Source organism: Mycobacterium sp. G7A2, assembly GCF_041902445.1.
In the GTDB taxonomy this organism is placed as follows: Bacteria; Actinomycetota; Actinomycetes; order Mycobacteriales; family Mycobacteriaceae; genus Mycobacterium.
On sequence record NZ_CP169251.1, the window covers coordinates 4,415,170 to 4,437,022 of the forward strand.

Genomic DNA, 21,853 nt, shown 5'->3' on the forward strand with positions numbered 1-21,853 from the left:
GCACCGTCCCGCGTCCGTCTCGGCCGCTGGAGTATCCGCATGTCCGCATCCCCCGCCCCCGTCTCCCCCGTCGAATCTCAGTGGAGTACCGCTCCGGTCATCGACTACGAACCCGCGCCGCAGCCACTGAGTACGCACCGGCCGTCGTGCACAGCACCGTCGACGCACCGCCTGTCGAGCCGGCGGCGCGCGCAGCCCCTCGAACCGCGACCGCCGAAGTCGGCGGTGGTGTTCGCCGAGACGGCGCTGCGACAGCTCGTCGAGGTGATCGACCGGCGACGGCCGGTGGCGCAACTGAAACCGCTGATGACCCCGGTGCTCGTCGAACAGGTCATCGCCCGCGCCGCGGTCACACCACCGGGCAGTGCGACGCTGCGCCGGGTGCGGGTGCGATGCGTGGACACCGGCGACGCCGAGCTGACCGCCGCCGAGGTGTTCGCCACGTTCCTGCGGCGCGGCAGGGTGCACGCCGTCGCCGGCCGCATCGAGGCGCACCGTGGCAGCTGGCGCTTCTGCGCACTGCAGATCGGCTAGCTCCCGTTCAGACTGCGCCGATACCGTTCAGACTGCGTCCAGCGCGGGGTCCACTCGAACTTCTCCGCTGGGAGCGCAGTCTCAACGTCCTAGCGGCGGCGGCTGCCCTTGGCGTGGCGGCCCTGCTGGCGGGCGGCCTCGCGCCGCTCACGGCGGCTGCCACCCCCGGCGGGCTTCCCGTCACCGGAGCCGGAGCGCTTGATCTCCACGCCGCCGTCCTCCGACGGGCCCGAGTAGGTCAGCGGCCGGGACTGGTCGTCGATCCCCTTGGCGCGCAACTGCGTACGCTCCTTGGTGGCCACCCCGCCCTGCTGCTCGGCGGCGGCCGCCGCGGACTTGGCGAACTCGGCCAGCCCGGACGGCGCAGCCACCGGCGCCACGGTCGGCGTCGGCGCGGCCTCGACCTGGACGTTGAACAGGAAGCCGACCGACTCCTCCTTCATGCCCTCGAGCATGCCGACGAACATGTCGTATCCCTCGCGGGCGTACTCCACCTCGGGCCGCTGCTGGGCGAGCCCGCGCAGGCCGATGCCTTCGCGCAGGTAGTCCATCTCGTAGAGGTGCTCGCGCCACTTGCGGTCGAGCACGTTGAGCAGCACGTTGCGCTCGAGCTGGCGCATCGCGCCCTCACCGGCGACGCCCTCGATCTCGCTCTCCCGCTCGGCGTAGGCCCGCTCGGCGTCGGCGATCAGCGCGTCGAGCAGCTCGTTGCGGGTCAGCTCACCGGGCTCGCCCACGGCGTCGGAGTCGAGCAGGTCGTGGTGGTCGATGCCGACCGGGTAGAGCGCCTTGAGCCCTTCCCACAGCTTCTCCAGGTCCCAGTCCTCGGAGTAGCCCTCGGCGGTGGCGCCGTCGACGTAGGCGGTGATGACGTCGACGAGCATCTTGTGGGCCTGCTCGGCGAGGTTCTCGCCTTCCAGGATGCGGCGGCGCTCGGCGTAGATCACCTTGCGCTGCTGGTTCATCACCTCGTCGTACTTGAGAACTTCCTTGCGGATGTCGAAGTTCTGCTGCTCGACCTGAGTCTGGGCGCTCTTGATGGCGCGCGAGACCATCTTGGCCTCGATCGGGACGTCGTCGGGCAGGTTCAACCGGGTCAGCAGCGTCTCGAGCGTGGCGCCGTTGAAGCGGCGCATGAGCTCGTCGGCCAGCGACAGATAGAACCGCGACTCGCCGGGGTCACCCTGACGGCCGGAGCGGCCGCGCAGCTGGTTGTCGATGCGGCGGGACTCGTGGCGTTCGGTGCCGAGCACGTACAGCCCGCCGGCGGCGCGCACGTCTTTGGCTTCGGCGGCCACCTCTTCTTTGACGTGGGGCAGCTCTTCGTGCCAGGCGGCCTCGTACTCGTCGGCGGTCTCGATCGGGTCGAGACCGCGCTGACGCAGCCGACGGTCCAGTAGGAAGTCGACGTTGCCGCCGAGCACCACGTCGGTGCCACGACCGGCCATGTTGGTCGCGACGGTGACCGCGCCGAGCCGGCCGGCCTCGGCGATGATGCCGGCCTCCTGCTCGTGGTACTTCGCGTTGAGCACGTTGTGCGGGATGCGCCGCTTCTGGAACTGGCGCGACAGGAACTCCGAGCGCTCCACGCTGGTGGTGCCGATCAGGACCGGCTGCCCCTTCTCATAGCGTTCGGAGACGTCGTCGACGACCGCGATGAACTTGGCTTCCTCGGTCTTGTAGATCAGGTCGGACTGGTCGGCGCGGACCATCGGCCGGTTGGTGGGGATCGGGACGACGCCGAGTTTGTAGATCTCGTGCAGCTCGGCGGCCTCGGTCTCGGCGGTGCCGGTCATGCCGGCGAGCTTGTCGTAGAGGCGGAAGTAGTTCTGCAGCGTGATCGTGGCGACGGTCTGGTTCTCGGCCTTGATCTCGACGTGCTCTTTGGCCTCGATCGCCTGGTGCAGGCCCTCGTTGTAGCGGCGGCCCATCAGCACGCGGCCGGTGAAGTCGTCGACGATCAGCACGTCGCCGTTGCGCACGATGTAGTGCTTGTCGCGCTCGAACAGCTCCTTGGCCTTGATGGCGTTGTTGAGGTAGCTGATCAGCGGCGAGTTGGCGGCCTCGTAGAGGTTGTCGATGCCGAGCTGGTCCTCGACGAACTCCACGCCGAGTTCGTGCACGCCCACGACGCGCTTCTTGATGTCGACCTCGTAGTGGACGTCTTTTTCCATCAGCGGAGCCAGCCGCGCGAACTCGGTGTACCAGTTCGAGCCGCCGTCGGCGGGCCCGGAGATGATCAGCGGCGTGCGGGCCTCGTCGATGAGGATCGAGTCGACCTCGTCGACGATGGCGAAGTGGTGGCCGCGCTGGACGCAGTCCTCGAGGCGCAGTGCCATGTTGTCGCGCAGGTAGTCGAAGCCGAACTCGTTGTTGGTGCCGTAGGTGATGTCGGCGGCGTAGGCGGCGCGCCGCTGCTCCGGCGACATCTGCGACAGGATGACCCCGACGTCCAGGCCGAGGAAGCGGTGTACTCGGCCCATCCACTCCGCGTCACGTTTGGCCAGGTAGTCGTTGACGGTGACGATGTGCACGCCCTTACCGGAGAGCGCGTTGAGGTAGGCCGGCAGCACCGCGGTCAGGGTCTTGCCCTCACCGGTCTTCATCTCGGCGACGTTGCCGAAGTGCAGCGCCGCCCCACCCATGATCTGGACGTCGAAGTGCTTCTGGTTGAGCACCCGCCAGGCCGCCTCGCGAGCCACCGCGAACGCCTCGGGCAGCAGGTCGTCGACGTCTTCGCCGTCGGCGATGCGGTCCTTGAACACAACGGTCTTGTTGCGCAGTTCGGCGTCGGAGAGCTTCTCGACGTCGTCGGACAGGGTGTTGACGTAGTCAGCCACCCCCTTGAGGCGCTTGACCATGCGGCCTTCGCCGAGACGGAGCAACTTCGAGAGCACGCTGTTAACCCTTTTTCCTCGATGGATTCGTCACCGGTGGACGGACACCATCGTACGGGTGGATCCGGCGCGCAAACCGACACCTGGGGTGCGGTTGCGCGCCGGATCGGGCCGCGGCGGTCCTCAGGCCAGCCGGATCAACCCGTAGTCGTAGGCGTGGCGGCGGTAGACCACGCATGGACGGTCGCTTTCCTTGTCGTGGAACAGGAAGAAGTCGTGGCCGACGAGTTCCATCTCGTAGAGCGCGTCGTCGACGGTCATCGGTGCGGCCGGGTGCTCTTTGACGCGCACGATCTGGCCGGGTTCGTGGTCGTCGACGACGTCGCTGCGCTGCCCGTCGACGCTCTCGGTGGAGGGCATGGCGAACGCGGCGTCGAGGTGGTCGAGCGCGGTCGCTTCGTGCAGCGACACCGGCCGCTTGTCGCCGTAGTGGATCTTGCGCCGGTCCTTGCTTTTGCGCAGCCGGGATTCGAGTTTGCTGTAGGCGGCTTCGAGGGCGGCGTAGAAACTGTCGGCGCAGGCTTCGCCGCGCACCACCGGGCCGCGCCCGCGAGCGGTGATCTCGATGTGCTGACAGTTCTTGCGTTGCCGGCGATTCTTCTCGTGGTAGAGCTCGACATCGAAGAGGTAGATGGTGCGGTCGAATCGTTCCAGGCGGGACAGCTTGTCGGTCACGTGCTGACGGAAGTGGTCAGGCACCTCGACGTTGCGCCCCGTCACGACGACGTCGGCGTTACCGGAGGATTCGGACGGCTCGCCGTCCATGACCGTTGCGCTGTCGGTGTCCACGGAAAAACTTGACATGCTTGGCAACTCGATTCTCTCTCGCTTACGCACGCCTGCTGCGTGCCCGGCTGGGAAGAAATCGCGCCGACGGGGCATATGTGGTCGCGCCGCTCGCCGGTGCAAGGTGTCGAGGACTCACCTCCTACCGCTGGCGCGATACCGGCGCGTCACCTACAGGAGCGCCGCCGTGAGTTGTTCACGGTTCGTTGGTGCCGACGGTAGTCCGAGTTCACGTGTTCGTGCCACTAATTCGGCAGACCTGTTTTCAGTTCTTCATGCCGGGTTGATCTCGGGGTAATCGCGGCTAGGCGTTCGCCAGCGCGAGCACGGCGACCACGTGGGCTCCGCCGGTTTGCAGGACATGGACGGATTCGGCCGCCGTGGCGCCGGTGGTGACGATGTCGTCGACCAGCAGCACGGGCCCGTCGACGGCTCTGACGCGGCGGACCCGGCCGGCGATGTTGCGCTGACGGCCGGCGCTGGACAGGCCCACCGAGTCGCGGGTGAATGCCTTGAGGCGCAGTGCCGCGACGATGCTCAGGCCGGTGCCGGCGACGGCGCACAGGTCGGGACTCGCGACGGCGCTCAGGTCGGGGCCGGCGACAGCATCCGGGTGTGTGCCGGCGACAGCGCTCAGGTCGGGACTCGCGACGGCGAGTTGGGCGATGCGGCTGATGGGGTCACCGCCGCGCTTGCGGGCCGACGACCGCTTGGTGGGCGCGGGCACCACCGCCAGGGGGCTTCCGAGGATTCCCCAGGTCAGCAGATGCACCAGACCGTCGTGCAGCGCATGGGCGAGCGGTCGGATCAGGTCGGTGCGGCCGTGCTCCTTGACCGCGACGATCGCCTTGCGGCGTGGTCCGGCGTAGCGCCCGAGCGACAGCACGGGTACGCCGGGATCGATCCGGGGCGTGACGAGATGGGGTTCGTCGGGCTGGACGGTCAGCGCGCGCTCGCACTCCGCGCACCACGGCGTCGCGGGGGCGCCGCACCCGCCGCATTGCAGCGGCAGCATCAGATCGAGCATCTGTCCTCCCTCCTGGCGCCTTCGGCGCCGGCCGCCGCCTCCGCCTTCGCGTCGGAAGAGCCCCGGGTGCCCACACGTGCCCGCGGCAGAGCTCCGGGCGCCTTCCGCGCCGGCCGCCTCCGCCTTCGCGTCGGCGGTGCCCCGGGTGCCCGCGGCGTTCGGCTCGGCAGAGCCCGGGGTGGCCCCGCGTTCGCCTCACCCTCACCACGTCCCCCCGCCGAGCGTGAATCCTCTGCGGTCCCCTCGCCGAGAGTGAATCCTCTGCGATATCCGGGCCGACTTTTCGCACAGAGTTCACGCTCGGCGTTGCCACGCCGTCCTCACCCTCGCCACGATCCCGCCGTCGGTGTCCGCAGAGGTCACCCGGATGTCGTCCCAGCCACGTTCGGTGACAGCGTCGTGGCGACGAATCCCCTTGTTGAACTCCCGGGGCGTCCTGCGGTGGTGGTCACCTTCGTAATCGACCGCGATCATCGTGTCCCGCCAGCCCATATCGAGCTCGGCGATCAGACCGCCGTAGTCGTCGTAGACCGGGATCTGAGTCTCCGGGCGCGGGAAGCCGGCTCGGATCAACAGCAGCCGGATGCGGGTCTCCTGGGGCGATTCAGCCCCTGCGTCGACCAGGTCGAGCGCCTCGCGGGCACGACGGATGCCGCGACGCCCCCTGTGGCGTTCGGCGAGCATCTCGACGTCGGCGAGCTTGAGCTTGGTGGCGCGGGCCAACGCGTCGACGGCCGCGACGGCTCGGCCCAGCGGATACCGGCACGCGATGTCGAGGGCGGTGCGCTCGGGCGTCGTGACCCGCACCCCTCGGACCACCTCGAGCTCGTCGTCGGCGACGCTGGCGGACCAGACGGTGACCCCGCGCGGCGCATGTCTGTTGCTCCACAGAACTTCGGCGGGACGGCGGGCGTCGACCCACTTCGCGCCGTGAAGCGAGGCGGCGGACTGACCTGCGACGACGCCCGCGCGCCCCGTCCACAGCCAGCCGGCTTTGGCGCGGGTGATCTCGGCGTCGGCCGCCAGATACACCCCGGGCAGGAGCGTGCGGTAGCGGCTGCGGAGTGCATACGGTGTCAACCGGCCTGACCGGACCGCCTCACTGCCGATGAAGGGCTCCCCCATGCCGCGAGTGTGCTCGCGACTACCGACATGCCGCCGATTGTGAAACCTGTGCGAAAAGACGGACCGGAAATCGCAACCAGTTCACGCTCGGCGACCACCGAGCACCTCCCGCACCCATGCACCGCGCCGCCAACCACGGCGACAACCCGAGCACCTCCCGCACCCATCGCCGCACCCAGCCGACTACCCGAGCAGCTCCCGCACCCCATCGGCGGACTCCGCGGCCACCGCACGCACGGCCAACTCCTGGGCCGCCGCCCGGTCGACGGCCCGCACCGCCTCCTTGACCGCGGGCACCGCGGGCGGGGCGACCGACAGCGCGTCGACGCCCAGCCCGATCAGCAGCCCGGCGGCACGTTCGTCGGCGGCGAACTCCCCACACACCGACACCGACGTCCGTCCCTGCGCGCCCGCGCACGTGGCGCGGATCAGGGCAAGCAACCCCGGGTCGTAGGAGTCACCGATCGTGGCCACCGCGTCGTTGCCGCGGTCGGCGGCCAACGCGTACTGGGTCAGGTCGTTGGTGCCGATCGACATGAAGTCCACGTGGGGCGCCAGCGCCGCGGACTTCAGCGCGGCGGCAGGAACTTCGATCATGATCCCGACCTGGAGACCGGCGGGAGCGGGCCCGGCCTTCGCGACGGCGTCGTCGAGCAACTGGCGCGCGGCGAGCAACTCGTCGAGCGTGCTGACCATCGGGAACATCACGCTGACGGGGGTGTGCTGGGCCACCAGCGCCATCGCCAACAACTGGTCGGACAACAGCTGCGGGTGCTGCAACGACATTCGGATGCCCCGGACGCCCAGGAACGGGTTGAGCTCGGCCGGCCCGGGCGCGAACTCCAGCGGCTTGTCCCCCCCGACGTCGAGGGTGCGCAGGGTGACCCGCCGGCCGTCGAGAGCTTCGGCGATCTTGCGGTAGACGGCCACCTGTTCGTCGACGCTGGGTGCATCAGGCCGGCCGAGGAACAGAAATTCGGTCCGGACCAGCCCGGCGAAGTCGGCGCCGTGGGCGGCGGCGGCCCGCGCGTCGTCGACCGAGCCGATGTTGGCGCCGACGCCGACGGTGACGCCGTCGGTGGTGACGGCAGGCCGGTCCGACCGGGCGTGGGCAGCGCGGCGGCGGTCCTCGAGCACATGCACCTGCTCGAGGAACCGGGCGCGGACGTCGGCGGGCGGGTCGACCAGGTACTCACCGCGGGTGCCGTCGACGGCGACGGTGGCGCCCTCGGCGACCGTCAACACGTCGGGTCCTGCACCGACAATCGTGGGAATGTTCTTGGCGCGCAGCAGGATCACATTGTGGGCGTGGGGACTGCCGTAGGCCATCACTACCGCGACCACCTGGGCTGGGTCCAGGGCGGCCGCTTCTCCGGGGGTCAGGTCGTCGGCGATCAGGACGCCGCTGCCCGCCGTTCCCGGCGCGACGCCGAGCATCGCCCGCAACACCTGGTCACCGACGGCGGTGACGTCGGCGGCGCGGGCCTGCAGGTACGGGTCGGTCAGGGCGGCGAACCTGCCCGCCAGTGCGCTGACCGCGGCCGACCAACCGGCGGCGGCCGACGAGCCGTCGTCGATGCGGGCGCGGGCGGCGTCGAGCAGTTCGGCGTCGTCGAGCAGCAGGAGGTGGGCGTCGAAGATCCCTGCCTCGGCCTCCCCGACGTCGCGGGCGGTGTGGGCGCGCTGAGCGCTGATGTCGCGACGGACGGTGGCGATCGCCTTGCCGAGCCGTCGCCACTCGGTTGCGGGGTCGGCGGCGGGTTCGTCGGGCACCTCGATGGGGCTCTGCCGGGCCGACCGGGCCGGACCGATGCCCAGCCCTGCCACCGCGCCTATGGGTTGCCGGGCCACGGGCGCACTTGCCACAGCAGTGGCCGATTCGGCGGATTCGTCGAAATTGCGGGCGGCCAGCGCCAGCACATGCTCGAGCGTCTCGGCGGCCCGGCTACCCGAGACCCGCAGCTCGACGGTGTCGCCCTTTCTGACGCCCAGCGTGGCGATCTTGGAAAGGCTTGTGGCGTCGACCCATTCGGAGTCGGTGCGCACATTTCGCAGGAGTACGCGGGTGTCGCGGTGACGGACCTCCTGTACCAGCCGGGCAGCGGGGCGGGCGTGCAGGCCGTGCGGGTTCTCGACGGTGAAGGTGCCGACCAGGCCGTCGTCGGCCGGAGTGCCCGCGGCGCCCGCGTCGGCGACCTCACCCAGCTGTCCGGCCTTGCCGGCCAATGCCCCGCCGGCCTCGGCGACGACCTCGTCGATCGTGGCGCCACCGGCGGCGGCCACCGCGGCCACCACCAGACCCTCGACCAGCGGCGCCGGGCACAGCACCACCCGATCGCGGACGTCGTCGTCAATCAACTCCAGAGCGAGTTCGGCCGACAGCACGGCGCTGCCCAGGTCCATCAGCACCACCACGCCGGCACCCTGCTCGGCGGAGGTGATGGCGTCGACGATCTGCGCGGCATCGGTGCCGAAGGTGGTTTCGTCGAGGCCTGCGGCGACGGCGATGCGAAGTTGCTTGCCGTGCACCATCTCCTGGGCCAGCGCGACCGCGGCGCGAGCCAGCGCTCGGCTGTGGGAGACGACGACCAGTCCGACGGGCGCCATCGCGGTCACGCCCCGAATGCCGTTGCCGCCGCGCCGATCAGCATCGCCGACGAGGCCGCGCCCGGGTCGATGTGCCCGACGCTGCGCTGACCGAGGTAGGAGGCGCGACCCTTGCGTGCGACCATCGCTTCGGTGGCGTCGCGCCCGGCCACCGCGGCCGCCTCGGCGGCGACCAGCGCAGCCGCCAGACCGGATCCTGCTGCCAGTTCGGCATCGAGGGTGTCCAGCGCGGGAGCCAGTGCGTCGAACATGGTCTTGTCGCCGGCCTCGGCGCGCCCGCGCTGCACCACCCCGTCCACCCCGGCGCGCAGCGCCTTGGCGAAGTCGGTCGCGCTCGCGCCGTCTGCCAGCGCGGTGGCCATCCGCAGGAAGAACGTCCCGTACAGCGGACCGCTGGCTCCGCCGACCGAACTCACCAGCGTCATCCCGACTTTCTTGGCGAGCGCGGCGGGGTCCGGCGCGGGGGTCTCGTCGAGCGCCGCGACGACGGCGCTCATGCCGCGTTCCATGTTGGTGCCGTGGTCGGCGTCGCCGATGGCCGCGTCGAGATCGGTGAGATAGCCGGCGTTTTCGCCGATCACGCGCGCATACTCCCGGATCCAGTCGGTCAGAGTGGTGACGTCGATGTCCGCCTGAGTCATTCAGCAGCCCTTCCGCAGTGCCGGTGTGTTCACCGGGTGGTCCCACAACCTCAGCAGGTCGTCGTCGGCACGCAGCAGCGTCACCGAACATCCGGCCATGTCCAGGCTGGTGATGAACGGGCCGACCAGCGAGCGGGCGATCTGCACGCCCGACTTCTCCAGGATGGCAGCCACTTCGGCGTACATCACGTAGAGCTCGAGCAGCGGCGTGGCGCCCATTCCGTTGACGAACACGATGGCGCCGTCCGGGCCGGCGAAGTCGAGGTCGGCGAGGATCGGTTCGCAGATCAGTTCGGCGACTTCACGGGCGGGCCGGATCGGCATGCGTTCGCGGCCCGGTTCGCCGTGGATTCCGATGCCCACTTCCATTTCCGAGTCGGACAGTTCGAACGTGGGGTGTCCGACGGCGGGCACGGTGCACGAGGTGAGCGCCACGCCCATGCTGCGGGAGGCGGCGTTGACGCGACGCGCGACGTCGGCCACATCGGCCAGCGGGCGGCCCTGGTCGGCGGCGGCGCCGGCCAGCTTCTCCACCAGGACCGTAGCGCCGACTCCGCGTCGCCCGGCGGTGAAGGTGCTGTCCTGCACGGCGACGTCGTCGTCGACGATCACCGACTCCACCGGGATATCCTCGGCCATGGCCAGTTCCGCGGCCATCTCGAAGTTCATCACGTCACCGGTGTAGTTCTTGACGATGTGCACCACGCCGGCGCCGCCGTTGACGCCGCGGGTTGCTTCGAGCATCTGGTCGGGTACTGGTGAGGTGAAAACCTCACCGGCACAGGCGGCGTCGAGCATTCCGGGACCGACGAAGCCGCCGTGCAGCGGTTCGTGCCCGGAGCCGCCACCGGAGATCAGGCCCACCTTTCCCGAAACGGGGGCGTCGCCGCGGTAGACGATGCGGTGGGTGTGGTCGACGCGCAGCTCGGGGTGGGCGATGGCGATTCCGCGCAGGGCCTCGGCGACGACGTCGGCCGGGTCGTTGATCAGCTTCTTCATGGTGTGGCTCCTCGAGGTCAGGCGGTGGTGGGTGTGGCGGCGGGTTCGGGCACTGCTGCCGGTGCAGTGTCGGCGCGGGTGCGGGAAATTGCGACGTAGGCCAGGGCAGCAAGCACGCCGGCGAGCAGTTCGGCGCTGAGGTAGACGGGCAGCTGGTTCCACTGCACGGTGCCGCCGGCGAGCTGCTGCACCAGCATCGGGCCGAGGGTGCGGGCCGGATTGATCGACGCACCGGTGGTGGGCGCCACGGGGATGATCGCGGCGAACACCACGAGGCCGATCGCGACGCCCGCGAACCCGACCGAGGCCTTGCGGTGGATCACGCCGAACACGGTGAACACAAGAATGAACGTACCGATGAACTCGGCGAAGAAGGCCTGAGCTGGGCTGATTTCGGGAGCGTAGGTGGCGACGCCGAGGCCGGCGTCACGCGCAGCCAGACCCAGCACGCCGATGATCGCCGCGGCGCCGGCGATGGCGCCGACCACCTGGGCGGTGAGGTAGGCCGGCACCCGCGACCAGGGGAACTTGCCCGTGACGGCGAGGCCCACCGTGACGGCCGGGTTGATGTGGTTGCCGCTGATGTGGCCCAGCGCGTAGACGGTCGCCACCACCACGGTGGCGAACGCGAAGGAGATCATGCCCAGGTCGGCCATCGTGAACGGGGCGTCGCCGTTGACGATGATCGTCGCCGGCACCGACCCCACTCCGATGAACACCAGGAAGGCGGTACCGAGCGCTTCGGCGGCCAGTTTCTGGGTGAGGGATGGCTCGTCCATGCTTGCTCTCCGTTGAGTCTGAACTGAGTGCTGCTCGACTATCTCGTATGTCATTCGACATTATCGAATGTGATCTGGACCATACGCCTATGCTTCGGTGGACACAAGGGTGGTTTTGGGAGGGGTGGCGCGCTGATGATCCAGGCGGTGGACCGCGCGTTGCGCATCCTGGCCGTTCTCGGCGGCGGTCGCCGGATGAGCCTCGGCGAGATCTCCACCGCCATCGACCTGGCTCCATCCACCGTGCACGGCCTGGTGCGCACGTTGTTGGCCCACGGCATGGTCCAGCAGGAAGCCGACTCCGGCCGTTACCGGTTGGGCCCGGCGACGCTGCGACTCGGCAACGTCTACCTCGACACGCTGGAACTGCGATCGCGGGTGGCGATCTGGGCCGAGGGACTGGCCCGGCGCACCGGCTGCGCGGTGCGCACCGCGGTGCTGCTGCGCGATGAGGTGGTGGTGGTGGCCCACGAGCCCCGGCCTGACGGTACCCGTCAGATGCCGGAGGTCGGCATCGTCATTCCCGCCCATGCCAGCGCACTGGGGAAGGCGTTGCTGGCGTTCTCCCCCGAAGCGCTGACCGGGCCGCTGCGCAGCATGACCGGTGACACCATCACCGACCCGGCGACGTTGGCCGAGCAGCTGGTCGAGGTCCGTGCCACCGGCATCGCCAGCGAAGTCGAGGAAGCGATTCTCGGGGAATGCGCTCTGGCGGCAACGGTTTTCGACACCACCGAACAGCCGGCCGGCGCGATCAGCCTGGTGGTGCCCGCCGGCCGCTGGCCGCTGCCGACCGAGGCGGTCGACGCGTTGCGGGACACCGCACGCACCGTGTCGCGCGAGCTGGGCGCCCCGGTGTGGCCGCCCCGGACGTGACGGGCACTCCCGTGGCGTTCACGCCCGTGTCAGCCGCGCACGTGACGCGCCGTCAGGTCAGGACGATCGAATCCCCCTGCACCTCGACCGACACCGGAGTGAGCGGCCGGGCTGCCGGCCCGTTGACCACCTGGCCGTCGAGACTGAACTTGCTGCCGTGGCATGGACAGTTGATGGTGCCGTCGGCGACCTGGTTGATCAGACAGCCCGAATGCGTGCAGACCGCCGAAAAGGCCTGGTAATCCCCTGCGACGGGCTGGGTCACGACGACGTCGCCGACGATCACCCCGGACCCGACGGGAACGTCGGCGGTCGAGGTGAGCGCCTCCGGCGCGGCCGAGGCATCACCACCCGGGCTGGCGTCCGCCCCGGCGTCGGGGTCGGGCGCGGAGTCTCCGCTCGAGCAGGCCGCCAGCGTCACCGCCGCGGCCCCCGCGCCGAAGCCGGCGAGCACGGTTTTGCGCGGAATCTGCACGTCGTGGATCTCCATCACTGACCTTTCGGTGGGCTGGCCGCCGATGGGCTGTACCGCGCGGCAGGACCAGTGTCGGCCAGGCAGACCCGTCTTCGCACGCGCAATCGGCAACAACGCGCCCCCGGTATCGCCCTACGACGGTCCCGCGGACGTCACCAACGTGTGGGCGACTTCGAAGACCACGCGGGCATGCAGCTCGAAAAGCCTGATCAGGTCCACCGAGTCCCCGCCGACCTCCCTGGCGATGAACAGCCCGTCGGCGCCCGCGATCGCGTAGGTGGCGATCAGCTGTGCCTGCTCCTCGTCGAGCTCGGGCGCCAACTCGCGGACGATGCCTTCGAAGCGGCGCGAGGCGTCCGCGCGGACCTGCAGGAACATCTCTCGTGCGCGCGGCTCGACCGGCCGGTGTTCCAGCGCCAGCATCAGCCCCAGACGCAGGAAGTCCGGCGCGTCCAGCAGAGCGTTGGCCACCTGCGGCCCCAGCTCCCGCACCCGGCCGGTGATCTCTTCGCCACCGGGCAGGTCCAGTGCGGCCAGCCAGCGCGCGAAGCTGCGCTCGATGACGGCCGCGATCAAGTCGTCCTTGTCGGCGAAATGCCAGTAGATCGAGGTGGGCGGCAGCCCGCTCTTCTTGCTCACCAGTGAGATCGTGGTGCCGTCGTAACCCCGCTCGGCGGCGACTTCGGTCGCGGCGTCGAGGATGCGTTCGCGCGATTGCTCGCCGTTGACGCGGGTTCGGCGTGCGCGCTTGGCGGACGGCTTCTCCGGGTGAGTGTCGGTCACGCGGTCTCCTCGCCGATGCTGCCGATCAGTGGTTCTCGGCTCACTGTAGAGATCACTACATTAATGGACCTGACGGACGGCCGATCGCTGTGACTCGCCCGACTGCCGTGCGACGCGCACTCACACCGGCGCGTCGGTGAGCTCCAGGGCGATCTCGACGAGGATGTCTTCTTGGCCGCCGACAAGCCCCCGGCGACCCGCCTCCTCGAGCAGCGTTCGGGCGTCGACGCCGAAGCGCTCCGCGGCCGCCTCGGCGTGGCGCAGGAAGCTCGAGTACACCCCGGCGTAACCCAGGGTGAGCGTCTTGCGGTCGACGCGGACCGGGCGTTCCTGCAGCGGCCGAACCAGGCCGTCGGCGGCGTCTTCGAGCGCATGCAGGTCGCACCCGTGTTGCCAGCCCATCCGGGTCGCGGCGGCGACGAAGACCTCCAGCGGAGCGTTTCCGGCACCGGCACCCATGCCGGCGAGAGAGGCGTCCACTCGTCGAGCCCCACGCTCGACCGCCACGATGGAGTTGGCCACGCCCAACGACAGATTGTGATGTGCATGGATGCCGATTTCTGTTGCGCCGTCGAGGGTTTGACGGACCGCGTCGACCCGCTCGGCGACGTCGCGCATCGTCATGGCGCCGCCGGAGTCCACGACATAGACGCAGCCGGCGCCGTAACGCTCCATCAATCGAGCCTGCTCGGCGAGGTGAACCGGGCTCGTCATGTGGCTCATCATCAGGAAACCGACAGTGTCCATGTCCATCTCGCGTGCGGCAGCGAGGTGGCGGGCCGAGATGTCGGCCTCGGTGCAGTGCGTCGCGACGCGGGCCACGGTGGCGCCCGCGCGGTGCGCCGCGGCGAGGTCACGGATCGTCGCGATGCCCGGCAGCACGAGCGTCGCGACCTTCGCGCTGCGCACTACGCCCGCGACGGCTTCGATCCACTCGAGATCGGTGTGCGCGCCGAAGCCATAGACGCAACTGGAGCCGGCCAGCCCGTCGCCGTGCGCGACTTCGATGGAGTCGACGCCCGCCGCGTCCAGCGCCGCTGCGATCGCGGTGGCCTGCCGCAGGCTGTACTGATGGCGCACCGCGTGCATCCCGTCACGCAGCGTGACGTCGCTGACGTAGAGCCGCTCGGTCATGTCGCGGCTCTGATCGTCGTCGTCGAATGTTCGGCCAGGCGTTCGGCGGTGGCGAGCGCGGCCGACGTCATGATGTCGAGGTTGCCCGCGTACGCCGGCAGGTGGTGCGCGGCCCCGGTCACCTGAAGCATCGCGGTGATGCGGGTGCCGGTGAACTTCCCCGTCTCCGGTATGTACAAAGGGGCGTCGACGTCGAACGTTTCGAACTGCACCGCCTGCCTGAGCTCGTACCCGGGCACGTACTGCCTGACCCGCCCCACCATCGCCTCGACGGCCGCTGTGATGGCCGCGTGATCACACTCGCCGTCCACCAGGCAGTAGACCGTGTTGCGCATCAGGACCGGCGGGTCGGCCGGGTTCAGGATGATGACCGTCTTGCTCCGCTGTGCTCCTCCGACCTCTCGCAGTGCGGTGGCTGTGGTTTCGATGAACTCGTCGAGGTTGGCCCGGGTGCCCGGACCGGCGGACTTCGCCGAGATCGACGACACGATCTCGGCGTACGACACCGGCGCCGCCTCACTGACCGCGGCGACGATCGGGATCGTGGCCTGACCACCGCAGGTCACCATGTTCAGGTTGGGCGCGTCGATGTGCGCGTCGAGATTGACCACCGGCACGCAGAACGGTCCGACCGCCGCGGGCGTGAGATCGAGGACACGGACACCCCTGTCGCGCAGCCTGTTCCAGTGGTGGACATGCGCCGACGCCGAGGTGGCGTCGAACACCAGCCGGATGTCGTTGAACTCCGGCATGGCCAGCAGCCCGTCGACGCCCGCCGACGACGTCGCCACACCCAGGCGCTTCGCCCGGGCAAGGCCATCCGAACCGGGGTCGATGCCGACCATCGCCGCCATCTCCAGCGGCCCGTCCGTGCGGAGCACCTTGATCATCAGGTCGGTGCCGATGTTGCCCGACCCGATGATGGCCACCGGATACTTCTGTGTGCTCATGGCATCGCTGTCGTCCCTCACTCGAAAGCCACCGTGACGGTGCCGAGTCCGCTGAGGTGCGCCGACGCGCGGTCGCCGCTGACCACGAACGCGGCGGTGGTGTACGAGCCAGACATCACGAACTGGCCGGCGTCGATGGCAATGTCGTAAGCGGCGAGGGCATTGGCCAGCCACGCGACGGCCTCGGCCGGATCCCCCATGACAGCGGCGCCCTCGCCAGTGTCCACTGTCGAGTCGTTGACCATCAGCGTGGCGGTGGTATCGGGCAGCCGGGGCGCCTCGGCGATCGGGACCCATTCCCCCAGCACCACTGCGCCCGAGCTGGCGTTGTCAGCGATGGTGTCCGCGAGGGTGATTCGCCAGTCGGCGATACGGCTGTCCACGATCTCGAGTGCGGGGGCGACCGCCTCGGCGGCGGCCATCACGTCGGCGGCGCTCACCCCCGGCCCCCGTAGCGGCACCCCGATCCGGAACGCCACCTCGGGCTCCACGCGCGGTGCGCACAGCGTGCCGGTCGGCACCGCCGCGCCGTCGGCGAGCACCATGTCGTCGAGGACGTAACCGAAGTCCGGCTCGTCGACGCCGAGCAACTGCTGCATCGGGGCGGACGTCAGCCCGATCTTGTGGCCGCACTGCACCGCACCTCTGTGCAGGTGGCGCGCCAGGTTCAGCCGCTGGATGGCATAGGCGTCGCCGACCGTGAGACCCGGAAACGACTGGGTCAGCGGCGAGACCGGGCGGGCGAGACGGTGGGCGTCGAAGAGGAGCTCCGCGGCCCGCGTCAGTTGATCGCTCATCGGTGGTCGTGCCCGTGGGCAGGAAGCCGGGTGCCGACGTCGAGGACCCTGCCGCGGGTCGGCCGTGTCCGATTCTGGGTGTCCGAGCCGGTGTCGGTCTTGATCATGCTTCCTCCGAAAAGTGTTGACGATCACGCCCGTAGTAACTTAATGTATCGATCGCTACATTAACAAGCCCGAACGAAGGTGGCGGTCGTGACTGATCCGATGAAGTACGACGTGGCGATCGTCGGCTACGGCCCGGTCGGCGTGACCGCCGCCAACCTGCTGGGCCAGCTGGGCCTCAACGTGCTCGTGGTCGAACGCGACCCCGACATCTATGCGCGGGCGCGCGCCATCTCCACCGACGAAGAGGTACTCCGCATCTGGCAGCAGGTGGGATTGGCCGACCGTCTCAACGCCGACATGCTGCCCGGTTGCGGCGCGAGCTTCGTCGACGCCCAGGGGGTCCCGTTCGTCAAGCTGCTTCCGGCTCCGCGGGGCAACGGACATCCGCCGCAGCAGTTCATCTATCAGCCCGCGCTGGAGAAAGTGCTGCGCGCCGGCGTCGACCGTTTCCCGAACGTCTCGGTCCTGCTCGAGCACGAGTGCCTGCGCGTGGTCCAGAAGCCCGACCATGCCGAGCTGATGCTCGCTGACCTCACGGTCGACGAGTTCCGGCGCGTGCGGGCCTCCTACGTCATCGCCGCCGACGGCGGGTCCAGCGCCATCCGCGCACAACTGGGCGTCGGGTTCAGTGGCCGGACGTACGCCGAGCGCTGGATCGTCATCGACACCAAGGTGATCGAAGAATGGCCGGGCCACGATCGGCTGCGGTTCCACTGCAACCCCGAGCGGCCCACGGTCGACTGCCCGACTCCGCTCGGCCACCACCGCTGGGAGTTCCCGGTCCGCGACGAGGAAGACCAACGCGACCTGCTCGACGAGGCCGAGATCTGGAAAGTGCTGCGCGGACAGGGAATCAGCGAGAAGAACGTCGCGATCCTCGGTTTCGCGTGCTACAGCCACCATGTCCGATTCGCCGACCGGTGGCGGGTCGGCCGGGTCTTTCTGGCTGGTGACGCCGCCCACGCCATGCCGCCCTGGATCGGCCAGGGCATGTGCGCCGGCGTCCGGGACGTGGCCAACCTGTGCTGGAAACTCGGCGCGGTGCTGCAGAATAACCTGCCCGAATCGGTCCTGGACTCCTACCAGGCCGAGCGGCTCCCGCACGTCAGAGAAGTCACCAACCGCGCGGTGAAGACCGGCAAGATCATCATCCAGCGCAACCGCTTCCGGGCCGCGGCACGCAACCACATCTTCCGCACCGCGAGCAGATTCCCCTACTTCCTGGACTGGCTGCGGGAGCATCGGTGGCTGCCCGATGCCCGGTACACCGACGGTCTGGTGGCCAACAGCGGAAACGGTGCCGAAGGGTGGCTGATTCCGCAGCCGTGGGTGGTCGACGAGAAGAACGACACCGTCCGCCTCGACGACGTCACCGGTGGCCGCTGGACCGTCCTGTACACCGGTTCGCCGTCGGATTCGCGGGACTGGCGATCCGTCGGTGTCCCGACCCTCAGAGTCACCCCGGCCGGCACGGCGCCCGCTCCGGACAGCATCGTCGACACCGACGGGTCGCTGATCCGCTGGCTGGAGAAGAAGCGGGCCACTGCCGTTGCGGTGCGTCCGGACGGGTTCGTCTACGCCGGTGCCTCGCCTGATCAGCCCCTACCCCCTCCCCCCGCCGGATTCCGGGCCTGAATCCCGGCACGTCGTCAAGGAAACGCACATGACCAGCAGCACCATGACCGAGCGCACGGTTCGGGTGAACGGCAAGCAGATCTACCTCGCCGAGAAGGGCAGCGGCACCCCGGTGGTTCTGCTGCACGGCGGCGGCCCGGGGGCATCGGGGGTGTCGAACTACTCCCGCAACATCGATGCCTTGGCCGAACACTTTCGCGTGATCGTGCCCGACATGCCGGGCTACGGACGTTCCACGAAGGGCGTCGATCGTCGCGATCCGTTCGGCTACCTCGCCGACCACATTCGCGGAATGCTCGACGAAATCGGAGTCGGGCGCGCGCACCTGGTGGGCAATTCCTACGGCGGGGCGTGCGCCTTGCGGCTCGCGCTGGACACCCCCCACCGGGTGGACAGGCTGGTGTTGATGGGTCCGGGCGGGGTCGGCACCACTCGCGGGCTGCCGACCGATGGCTTGAAGAGCCTGCTCGCCTACTACGGAGGCGACGGTCCGAGCATGGACAAACTGCGAGCCTTCATCCGCAACCATCTCGTCTACGACGGTGATTCGGTACCCGAGTCGCTGATCGAAACCCGTTATCGCGCTTCGATCGACCCCGAGGTCGTCGCCAATCCGCCGCTGCAGCGTCCCGCAGATCTGCGCACGTTGTGGCGGATGGACTTCAGCCGCGACCGCCGGCTACGCACGCTGGCCACACCGACACTGATCCTCTGGGGCCGCGACGACAAGGTCAACAAGCCCGGCGGCGCAACGCTGCTCGGCACGCGGATGCCCAACGCAGACGTGCTGGTCACCGCCAACACCGGCCACTGGGTCCAGTGGGAGCGGGCCGATCTGTTCAACGCGGTGACGACCGCCTTCCTGAAAGAACAGTGATGTCTTCCCACCCGTCTTCGGTGTTCGGCAACGTCCACCTCGGATACATCGTCATAGAGACACAGAAGTTCGACGACTGGAAGCGGTTTGCCCGCGACGCGATCGGCATGCACGTCGATGAGCTGGACGCTGACGCCATGCGGTTCCGACTCGACGCCAACGAGTGCCGAGTGCTGCTGCGCCGAGGACCGGCTGAAGATGTCGTCGCGCTGGGTTGGCAGCTCGACGACCACGGCACCTTCGACGAGATCGCGCGCCGCTTACTCGACCATGGGGTGCCGGGCACGGAGGGTCCGGACGACGAGGCCAAGCAGCGCGGTGTCGAGCAGTTCCTGTGTTTCCCGGGGCCCAACGGTCTGACTCAGGAGGTCTACACCACTGCCCGGACCGGCCTCCTGCCCCTCGACATCCCCGGCAGCGGCTTCGTCACCGGTGCGGGCGGATTGGGTCACGTGGCACTGACCACCAAGAAACCGCACCTCGTGCGGGGCTACTACAGCCACGTGTTCGACGCGCGGTTGTCGGACTACATCGACGAAACCATCAACGGCTTGAAGTTCAAGATCCGGTTCCTGCGGGTCAACGAACGCCACCACTCGGTGGCCATCGCATCGGTGAACAGGCTGCCCCTCAACCCGATTCGCACCCGGGTGCAACACGTCAATGTCCAGGTCTCGACGCTCGACGACATGCTCACCTCCTATCAGCGGGTCACGCAGCTCGGCTTTCCCATGGCGTTGTCGGTGGGACAACACACCAACGACAAGGAATTGTCGTACTACGCGATGACGCCGTCGGGGTTCGAGTGGGAGGTCGGCTGGAATCCCATCGTCGTCGACGAATCCACGTGGGAGCCCACCACGCACCAGGGCATCAGCATCTGGGGCCACACGCCCGAGGGTCAGACCGTCGTCGACAGACTCCACCAGTTCGCCGTTGCTGCACGGTCACTGGGGCACCGCGAGGATGACGTCGCTCAGCTCGCCGCGCCCGGTATCGCCGACGACTGACCGTGGGGTCTGCGAAACCTCCCGGCTGAAACGCCGGGTGTGGTGGCTCACCGCGGGTGTCAGCCCGGCAGCACCGGCTTGGCACCCGCAACCATCAACGGGCGCACCTCCACCCAGCTCGGATCGCCGTCCTCGGCGGATGCGCCGGACAGCTGCAGCACCCCGCGCCCGTCGGACACGTAGACCGTCGACGGGTTGGCCGCCACCGTCGTCACCGGCATCAGCAGGTTGCGGCTCGACGCATCGGAGTTCACTCCGTCGAGGTTGACGTAGGACACCGGATGCTGCGGGTCGGTGCGGCTGACGACGATGTCGTCGCCGGTGCGCCACGCGAGTGAGACTGCGGTGTTGCCCAGGCCGTAACCCAGCCGGCGCGGGAAGGTCAACGCGTATCCGCCGCCCTCGGTCTGCTCCACTCCGGCCAGGATCACGCGGCCGTCGATCACCATCGCCGCACGGGTGCCGTCCCGGGAGAGCTGCAGCTCGGCGATCGCACCGGGGAAGCGCGCCGTCACGGCGGTGGAGTCGACCGGGATGCGGGCGGGCTGGCCGGAGGCGTCCTGCACCGCGCGCACGACGTTCAGTCCGTCGACGACGACCCAGATCGACTCGTCGAGTGACCAGCTCGGCCGGCTCAGGCTGCGTCCGTCCATGACCTGGGCAGCACTGCCGCCCATCGGCCCGACCCACAGCGACGACGCCATGTCGGGGGCCCCGGGACGTTGCACGACCACCGAGGCGACCTCCTGGCCCGACCGCGACAGCGCCGCCGCCACCTGGCCCGGGGTCTGCCCGAACGCGCCGGGAACCCGTGGGGCGCTGTTCTCGTCGAGTGACACCAGCGAGCCGCCGACCAAGGCGTGCAGCCCGGCCGCGGCGCCGTCGGCCGCGCCGGGGTCGGTGGCGGCGACGTCGGCGGTGGTCCATCCGTCGGCGAAACGGTCGTCGAGCGCGGCGCCGTCGGCGTTGATGACGTAGGGCCCGTTGATGCCGGCCCGCGACAGGGTCCAGATGATCTGTGCGGCCAGCAGTTGGCGGCTGTGCGGGTCGGTGGTGGACAGGTTCTCCAGGTCGATCCGCGCGCCGCCGTAGCCGCGTCCGACACCGGTCTTGCCGCCGTCGGCGCGGGTTACCGGACCGCTCAGCTTCAGCGGCTCGTCGAGCAGGTTGCGCACCGTCCTGGCCATCTCCGGTCGCGGACCGGCGATCAGCTTGCTGACCAGTTCGGTGGCCAGTTGGTCGGGTTCGGAGACCGCCACGTAGCGCGGGTCGGGCACCACGGTCTTTCCGGTCGGGTCGACGAAGTAGAGGGTGTTGCGCTTGTAGGTCTCCTGGAACTGCTGCCAGTCCAGGAACACCCCGTTGGGCAGGGTGTCGATGCGCCAGCCGTCGGAGGTCTTGATCAGCTCGATGGGGCCGGGGTCGGGCAGCGCCCCCTCGCCGGTTTCGAACACCCCCATGTCCGAGAGGGAGCCGAGGATATCGGCGCGCATCGTCACCGAGACCTTCTCGGGCTCACGGGTTTCGACGAACACGACGTTGTCGATCAGCAGTGCGCTGCCGGCGTCGTCCCAGCCGCTGGAGGCCGATTCGGTGAGGAACTGCCGCGCAGCCAGATGCCGGTTCGCGGGATCGGCGGTGGCCTTGAGGAATTCGCGCAGCAGGATGTCGGGGTCCATGCCCGGGGTGGGTTTGGGCAGGCTGGGCGGGGCGGGACGGCCCACGGTGCCGATGGCCTGCGGGGAGGACGAACTGGGCACTCCGGCGCAGCCGGCCACCACCACTGTCAGGATGGCGAGCAAAGCAACGACGG

19 protein-coding genes are annotated in these 21,853 nt (G+C 69.2%); 5 read left to right on the forward strand and 14 right to left on the reverse strand.

The annotated features are described in order from the left end of the window. Positions 1–39 precede the first annotated feature (39 nt). Complete coding sequence (locus tag ACEWX3_RS20925; protein ID WP_374157562.1) at positions 40–534, forward strand: Rv3235 family protein; 495 nt, start codon at positions 40–42, stop codon at positions 532–534. An 89-nt stretch (positions 535–623) separates the two neighbouring features. Here the strand turns inward: ACEWX3_RS20925 and secA are convergent, their stop codons facing one another. The 8 genes from secA to ACEWX3_RS20965 form a co-directional block, all read right to left on the reverse strand. Next, on the reverse strand, positions 624–3,431 hold the full coding sequence (gene secA / locus ACEWX3_RS20930; protein ID WP_207067729.1) for a preprotein translocase subunit SecA: 2,808 nt from the start codon (positions 3,429–3,431) through the stop codon (positions 624–626). A gap of 123 nt (positions 3,432–3,554) precedes the next feature. Continuing rightward, positions 3,555–4,196, reverse strand: a complete 642-nt coding sequence (gene hpf, locus ACEWX3_RS20935; RefSeq protein ID WP_374159909.1) for a ribosome hibernation-promoting factor, HPF/YfiA family — start codon at positions 4,194–4,196, stop codon at positions 3,555–3,557. A 325-nt stretch (positions 4,197–4,521) separates the two neighbouring features. Continuing rightward, positions 4,522–5,244: a ComF family protein gene (locus ACEWX3_RS20940; protein WP_374157563.1), complete on the reverse strand. Its 723-nt coding sequence runs from the start codon at positions 5,242–5,244 to the stop codon at positions 4,522–4,524. A 294-nt stretch (positions 5,245–5,538) separates the two neighbouring features. After that, a complete protein-coding gene (locus tag ACEWX3_RS20945) occupies positions 5,539–6,369 on the reverse strand; it encodes a hypothetical protein (protein ID WP_374157564.1) in 831 nt (276 codons plus the stop codon). A 183-nt stretch (positions 6,370–6,552) separates the two neighbouring features. Beyond that, positions 6,553–8,976: a phosphoenolpyruvate--protein phosphotransferase gene (ptsP, locus tag ACEWX3_RS20950; protein ID WP_374157565.1), complete on the reverse strand. Its 2,424-nt coding sequence runs from the start codon at positions 8,974–8,976 to the stop codon at positions 6,553–6,555. Between the two features lie 5 nt (positions 8,977–8,981). Next, the gene (gene dhaL, locus ACEWX3_RS20955; protein ID WP_207067775.1) at positions 8,982–9,602 is read right to left on the reverse strand and encodes a dihydroxyacetone kinase subunit DhaL; all 621 of its coding nucleotides are present in this window, start codon (positions 9,600–9,602) and stop codon (positions 8,982–8,984) included. Positions 9,603–9,617: 15 nt separating this feature from the next. Further along, positions 9,618–10,616, reverse strand: coding sequence for a dihydroxyacetone kinase subunit DhaK (gene dhaK / locus ACEWX3_RS20960; RefSeq protein WP_374157566.1), 999 nt, complete (start codon positions 10,614–10,616; stop codon positions 9,618–9,620). Between the two features lie 17 nt (positions 10,617–10,633). Then, positions 10,634–11,395 carry an MIP/aquaporin family protein gene (locus ACEWX3_RS20965; protein ID WP_374157567.1) on the reverse strand — a complete coding sequence of 254 codons (762 nt, stop codon included), beginning with the start codon at positions 11,393–11,395 and terminating at the stop codon, positions 10,634–10,636. A 135-nt stretch (positions 11,396–11,530) separates the two neighbouring features. On the opposite strand from ACEWX3_RS20965, the gene ACEWX3_RS20970 reads away from it, so the two are divergent. After that, on the forward strand, positions 11,531–12,271 hold the full coding sequence (locus ACEWX3_RS20970; RefSeq protein WP_374157568.1) for an IclR family transcriptional regulator: 741 nt from the start codon (positions 11,531–11,533) through the stop codon (positions 12,269–12,271). Between the two features lie 52 nt (positions 12,272–12,323). Here ACEWX3_RS20970 and ACEWX3_RS20975 read toward each other — a convergent pair whose 3' ends face one another. The 5 genes from ACEWX3_RS20975 to ACEWX3_RS20995 all read right to left on the reverse strand — a co-directional run bounded on the left by ACEWX3_RS20975 (position 12,324) and on the right by ACEWX3_RS20995 (position 16,410). Next, a complete protein-coding gene (locus ACEWX3_RS20975; protein WP_374157569.1) occupies positions 12,324–12,761 on the reverse strand; it encodes a ubiquinol-cytochrome c reductase iron-sulfur subunit in 438 nt (145 codons plus the stop codon). A gap of 117 nt (positions 12,762–12,878) precedes the next feature. Further along, the gene (locus ACEWX3_RS20980) at positions 12,879–13,529 is read right to left on the reverse strand and encodes a TetR/AcrR family transcriptional regulator (RefSeq protein WP_374157570.1); all 651 of its coding nucleotides are present in this window, start codon (positions 13,527–13,529) and stop codon (positions 12,879–12,881) included. A gap of 120 nt (positions 13,530–13,649) precedes the next feature. Further along, a complete protein-coding gene (dmpG, locus tag ACEWX3_RS20985; RefSeq protein ID WP_374157571.1) occupies positions 13,650–14,663 on the reverse strand; it encodes a 4-hydroxy-2-oxovalerate aldolase in 1,014 nt (337 codons plus the stop codon). Next, the gene (locus ACEWX3_RS20990; RefSeq protein WP_374157572.1) at positions 14,660–15,613 is read right to left on the reverse strand and encodes an acetaldehyde dehydrogenase (acetylating); all 954 of its coding nucleotides are present in this window, start codon (positions 15,611–15,613) and stop codon (positions 14,660–14,662) included. Before ACEWX3_RS20990 ends, dmpG begins: the two co-directional genes overlap by 4 nt. A 17-nt stretch (positions 15,614–15,630) precedes the next feature. Beyond that, positions 15,631–16,410 carry a 2-keto-4-pentenoate hydratase gene (locus tag ACEWX3_RS20995; RefSeq protein WP_207067718.1) on the reverse strand — a complete coding sequence of 260 codons (780 nt, stop codon included), beginning with the start codon at positions 16,408–16,410 and terminating at the stop codon, positions 15,631–15,633. 195 nt (positions 16,411–16,605) lie between these two features. Here ACEWX3_RS20995 and ACEWX3_RS21000 point away from each other — a divergent pair, with 195 nt between their 5' ends. Genes ACEWX3_RS21000 through ACEWX3_RS21010 form a run of 3 tightly spaced genes read left to right on the forward strand, consistent with a single transcriptional unit; the run spans position 16,606 to position 20,040 of the window. Continuing rightward, positions 16,606–18,153 (forward strand): bifunctional 3-(3-hydroxy-phenyl)propionate/3-hydroxycinnamic acid hydroxylase, encoded by a 1,548-nt coding sequence (locus tag ACEWX3_RS21000; RefSeq protein ID WP_374157573.1) that lies wholly within the window; start codon positions 16,606–16,608, stop codon positions 18,151–18,153. Positions 18,154–18,181: 28 nt separating this feature from the next. Then, entirely contained in the window at positions 18,182–19,030 is an 849-nt protein-coding gene (locus ACEWX3_RS21005) for an alpha/beta fold hydrolase (protein WP_207067717.1), read from the forward strand. Beyond that, positions 19,030–20,040: a VOC family protein gene (locus ACEWX3_RS21010; protein ID WP_374157574.1), complete on the forward strand. Its 1,011-nt coding sequence runs from the start codon at positions 19,030–19,032 to the stop codon at positions 20,038–20,040. Before ACEWX3_RS21005 ends, ACEWX3_RS21010 begins: the two co-directional genes overlap by 1 nt. Before the next feature lie 59 nt (positions 20,041–20,099). On the opposite strand, the gene lpqB is transcribed toward ACEWX3_RS21010, so the two are convergent. Further along, the gene (lpqB, locus tag ACEWX3_RS21015) at positions 20,100–21,842 is read right to left on the reverse strand and encodes an MtrAB system accessory lipoprotein LpqB (protein ID WP_207067773.1); all 1,743 of its coding nucleotides are present in this window, start codon (positions 21,840–21,842) and stop codon (positions 20,100–20,102) included. Positions 21,843–21,853: the final 11 nt, after the last annotated feature.

Excerpts from the sequence above, each read along its gene's own strand:
- ACEWX3_RS20940 (WP_374157563.1), bottom strand. The coding sequence starts at position 5,244 with ATGCTCGATCTGATGCTGCCGCTGCAATGCGGCGGGTGCGGCGCCCCC.
- ACEWX3_RS20970 (WP_374157568.1), top strand. The coding sequence starts at position 11,531 with ATGATCCAGGCGGTGGACCGCGCGTTGCGCATCCTGGCCGTTCTCGGC.
- ACEWX3_RS20925 (WP_374157562.1), top strand. The coding sequence starts at position 40 with ATGTCCGCATCCCCCGCCCCCGTCTCCCCCGTCGAATCTCAGTGGAGT.
- ptsP (WP_374157565.1), bottom strand. The coding sequence starts at position 8,976 with ATGGCGCCCGTCGGACTGGTCGTCGTCTCCCACAGCCGAGCGCTGGCT.
- hpf (WP_374159909.1), bottom strand. The coding sequence starts at position 4,196 with ATGGACGGCGAGCCGTCCGAATCCTCCGGTAACGCCGACGTCGTCGTG.
- ACEWX3_RS20995 (WP_207067718.1), bottom strand. The coding sequence starts at position 16,410 with ATGAGCGATCAACTGACGCGGGCCGCGGAGCTCCTCTTCGACGCCCAC.
- dhaK (WP_374157566.1), bottom strand. The coding sequence starts at position 10,616 with ATGAAGAAGCTGATCAACGACCCGGCCGACGTCGTCGCCGAGGCCCTG.
- ACEWX3_RS20990 (WP_374157572.1), bottom strand. The coding sequence starts at position 15,613 with ATGAGCACACAGAAGTATCCGGTGGCCATCATCGGGTCGGGCAACATC.
- ACEWX3_RS21010 (WP_374157574.1), top strand. The coding sequence starts at position 19,030 with ATGTCTTCCCACCCGTCTTCGGTGTTCGGCAACGTCCACCTCGGATAC.
- dmpG (WP_374157571.1), bottom strand. The coding sequence starts at position 14,663 with ATGACCGAGCGGCTCTACGTCAGCGACGTCACGCTGCGTGACGGGATG.
- ACEWX3_RS20965 (WP_374157567.1), bottom strand. The coding sequence starts at position 11,395 with ATGGACGAGCCATCCCTCACCCAGAAACTGGCCGCCGAAGCGCTCGGT.
- ACEWX3_RS21005 (WP_207067717.1), top strand. The coding sequence starts at position 18,182 with ATGACCAGCAGCACCATGACCGAGCGCACGGTTCGGGTGAACGGCAAG.
- ACEWX3_RS20945 (WP_374157564.1), bottom strand. The coding sequence starts at position 6,369 with ATGGGGGAGCCCTTCATCGGCAGTGAGGCGGTCCGGTCAGGCCGGTTG.
- ACEWX3_RS20975 (WP_374157569.1), bottom strand. The coding sequence starts at position 12,761 with ATGGAGATCCACGACGTGCAGATTCCGCGCAAAACCGTGCTCGCCGGC.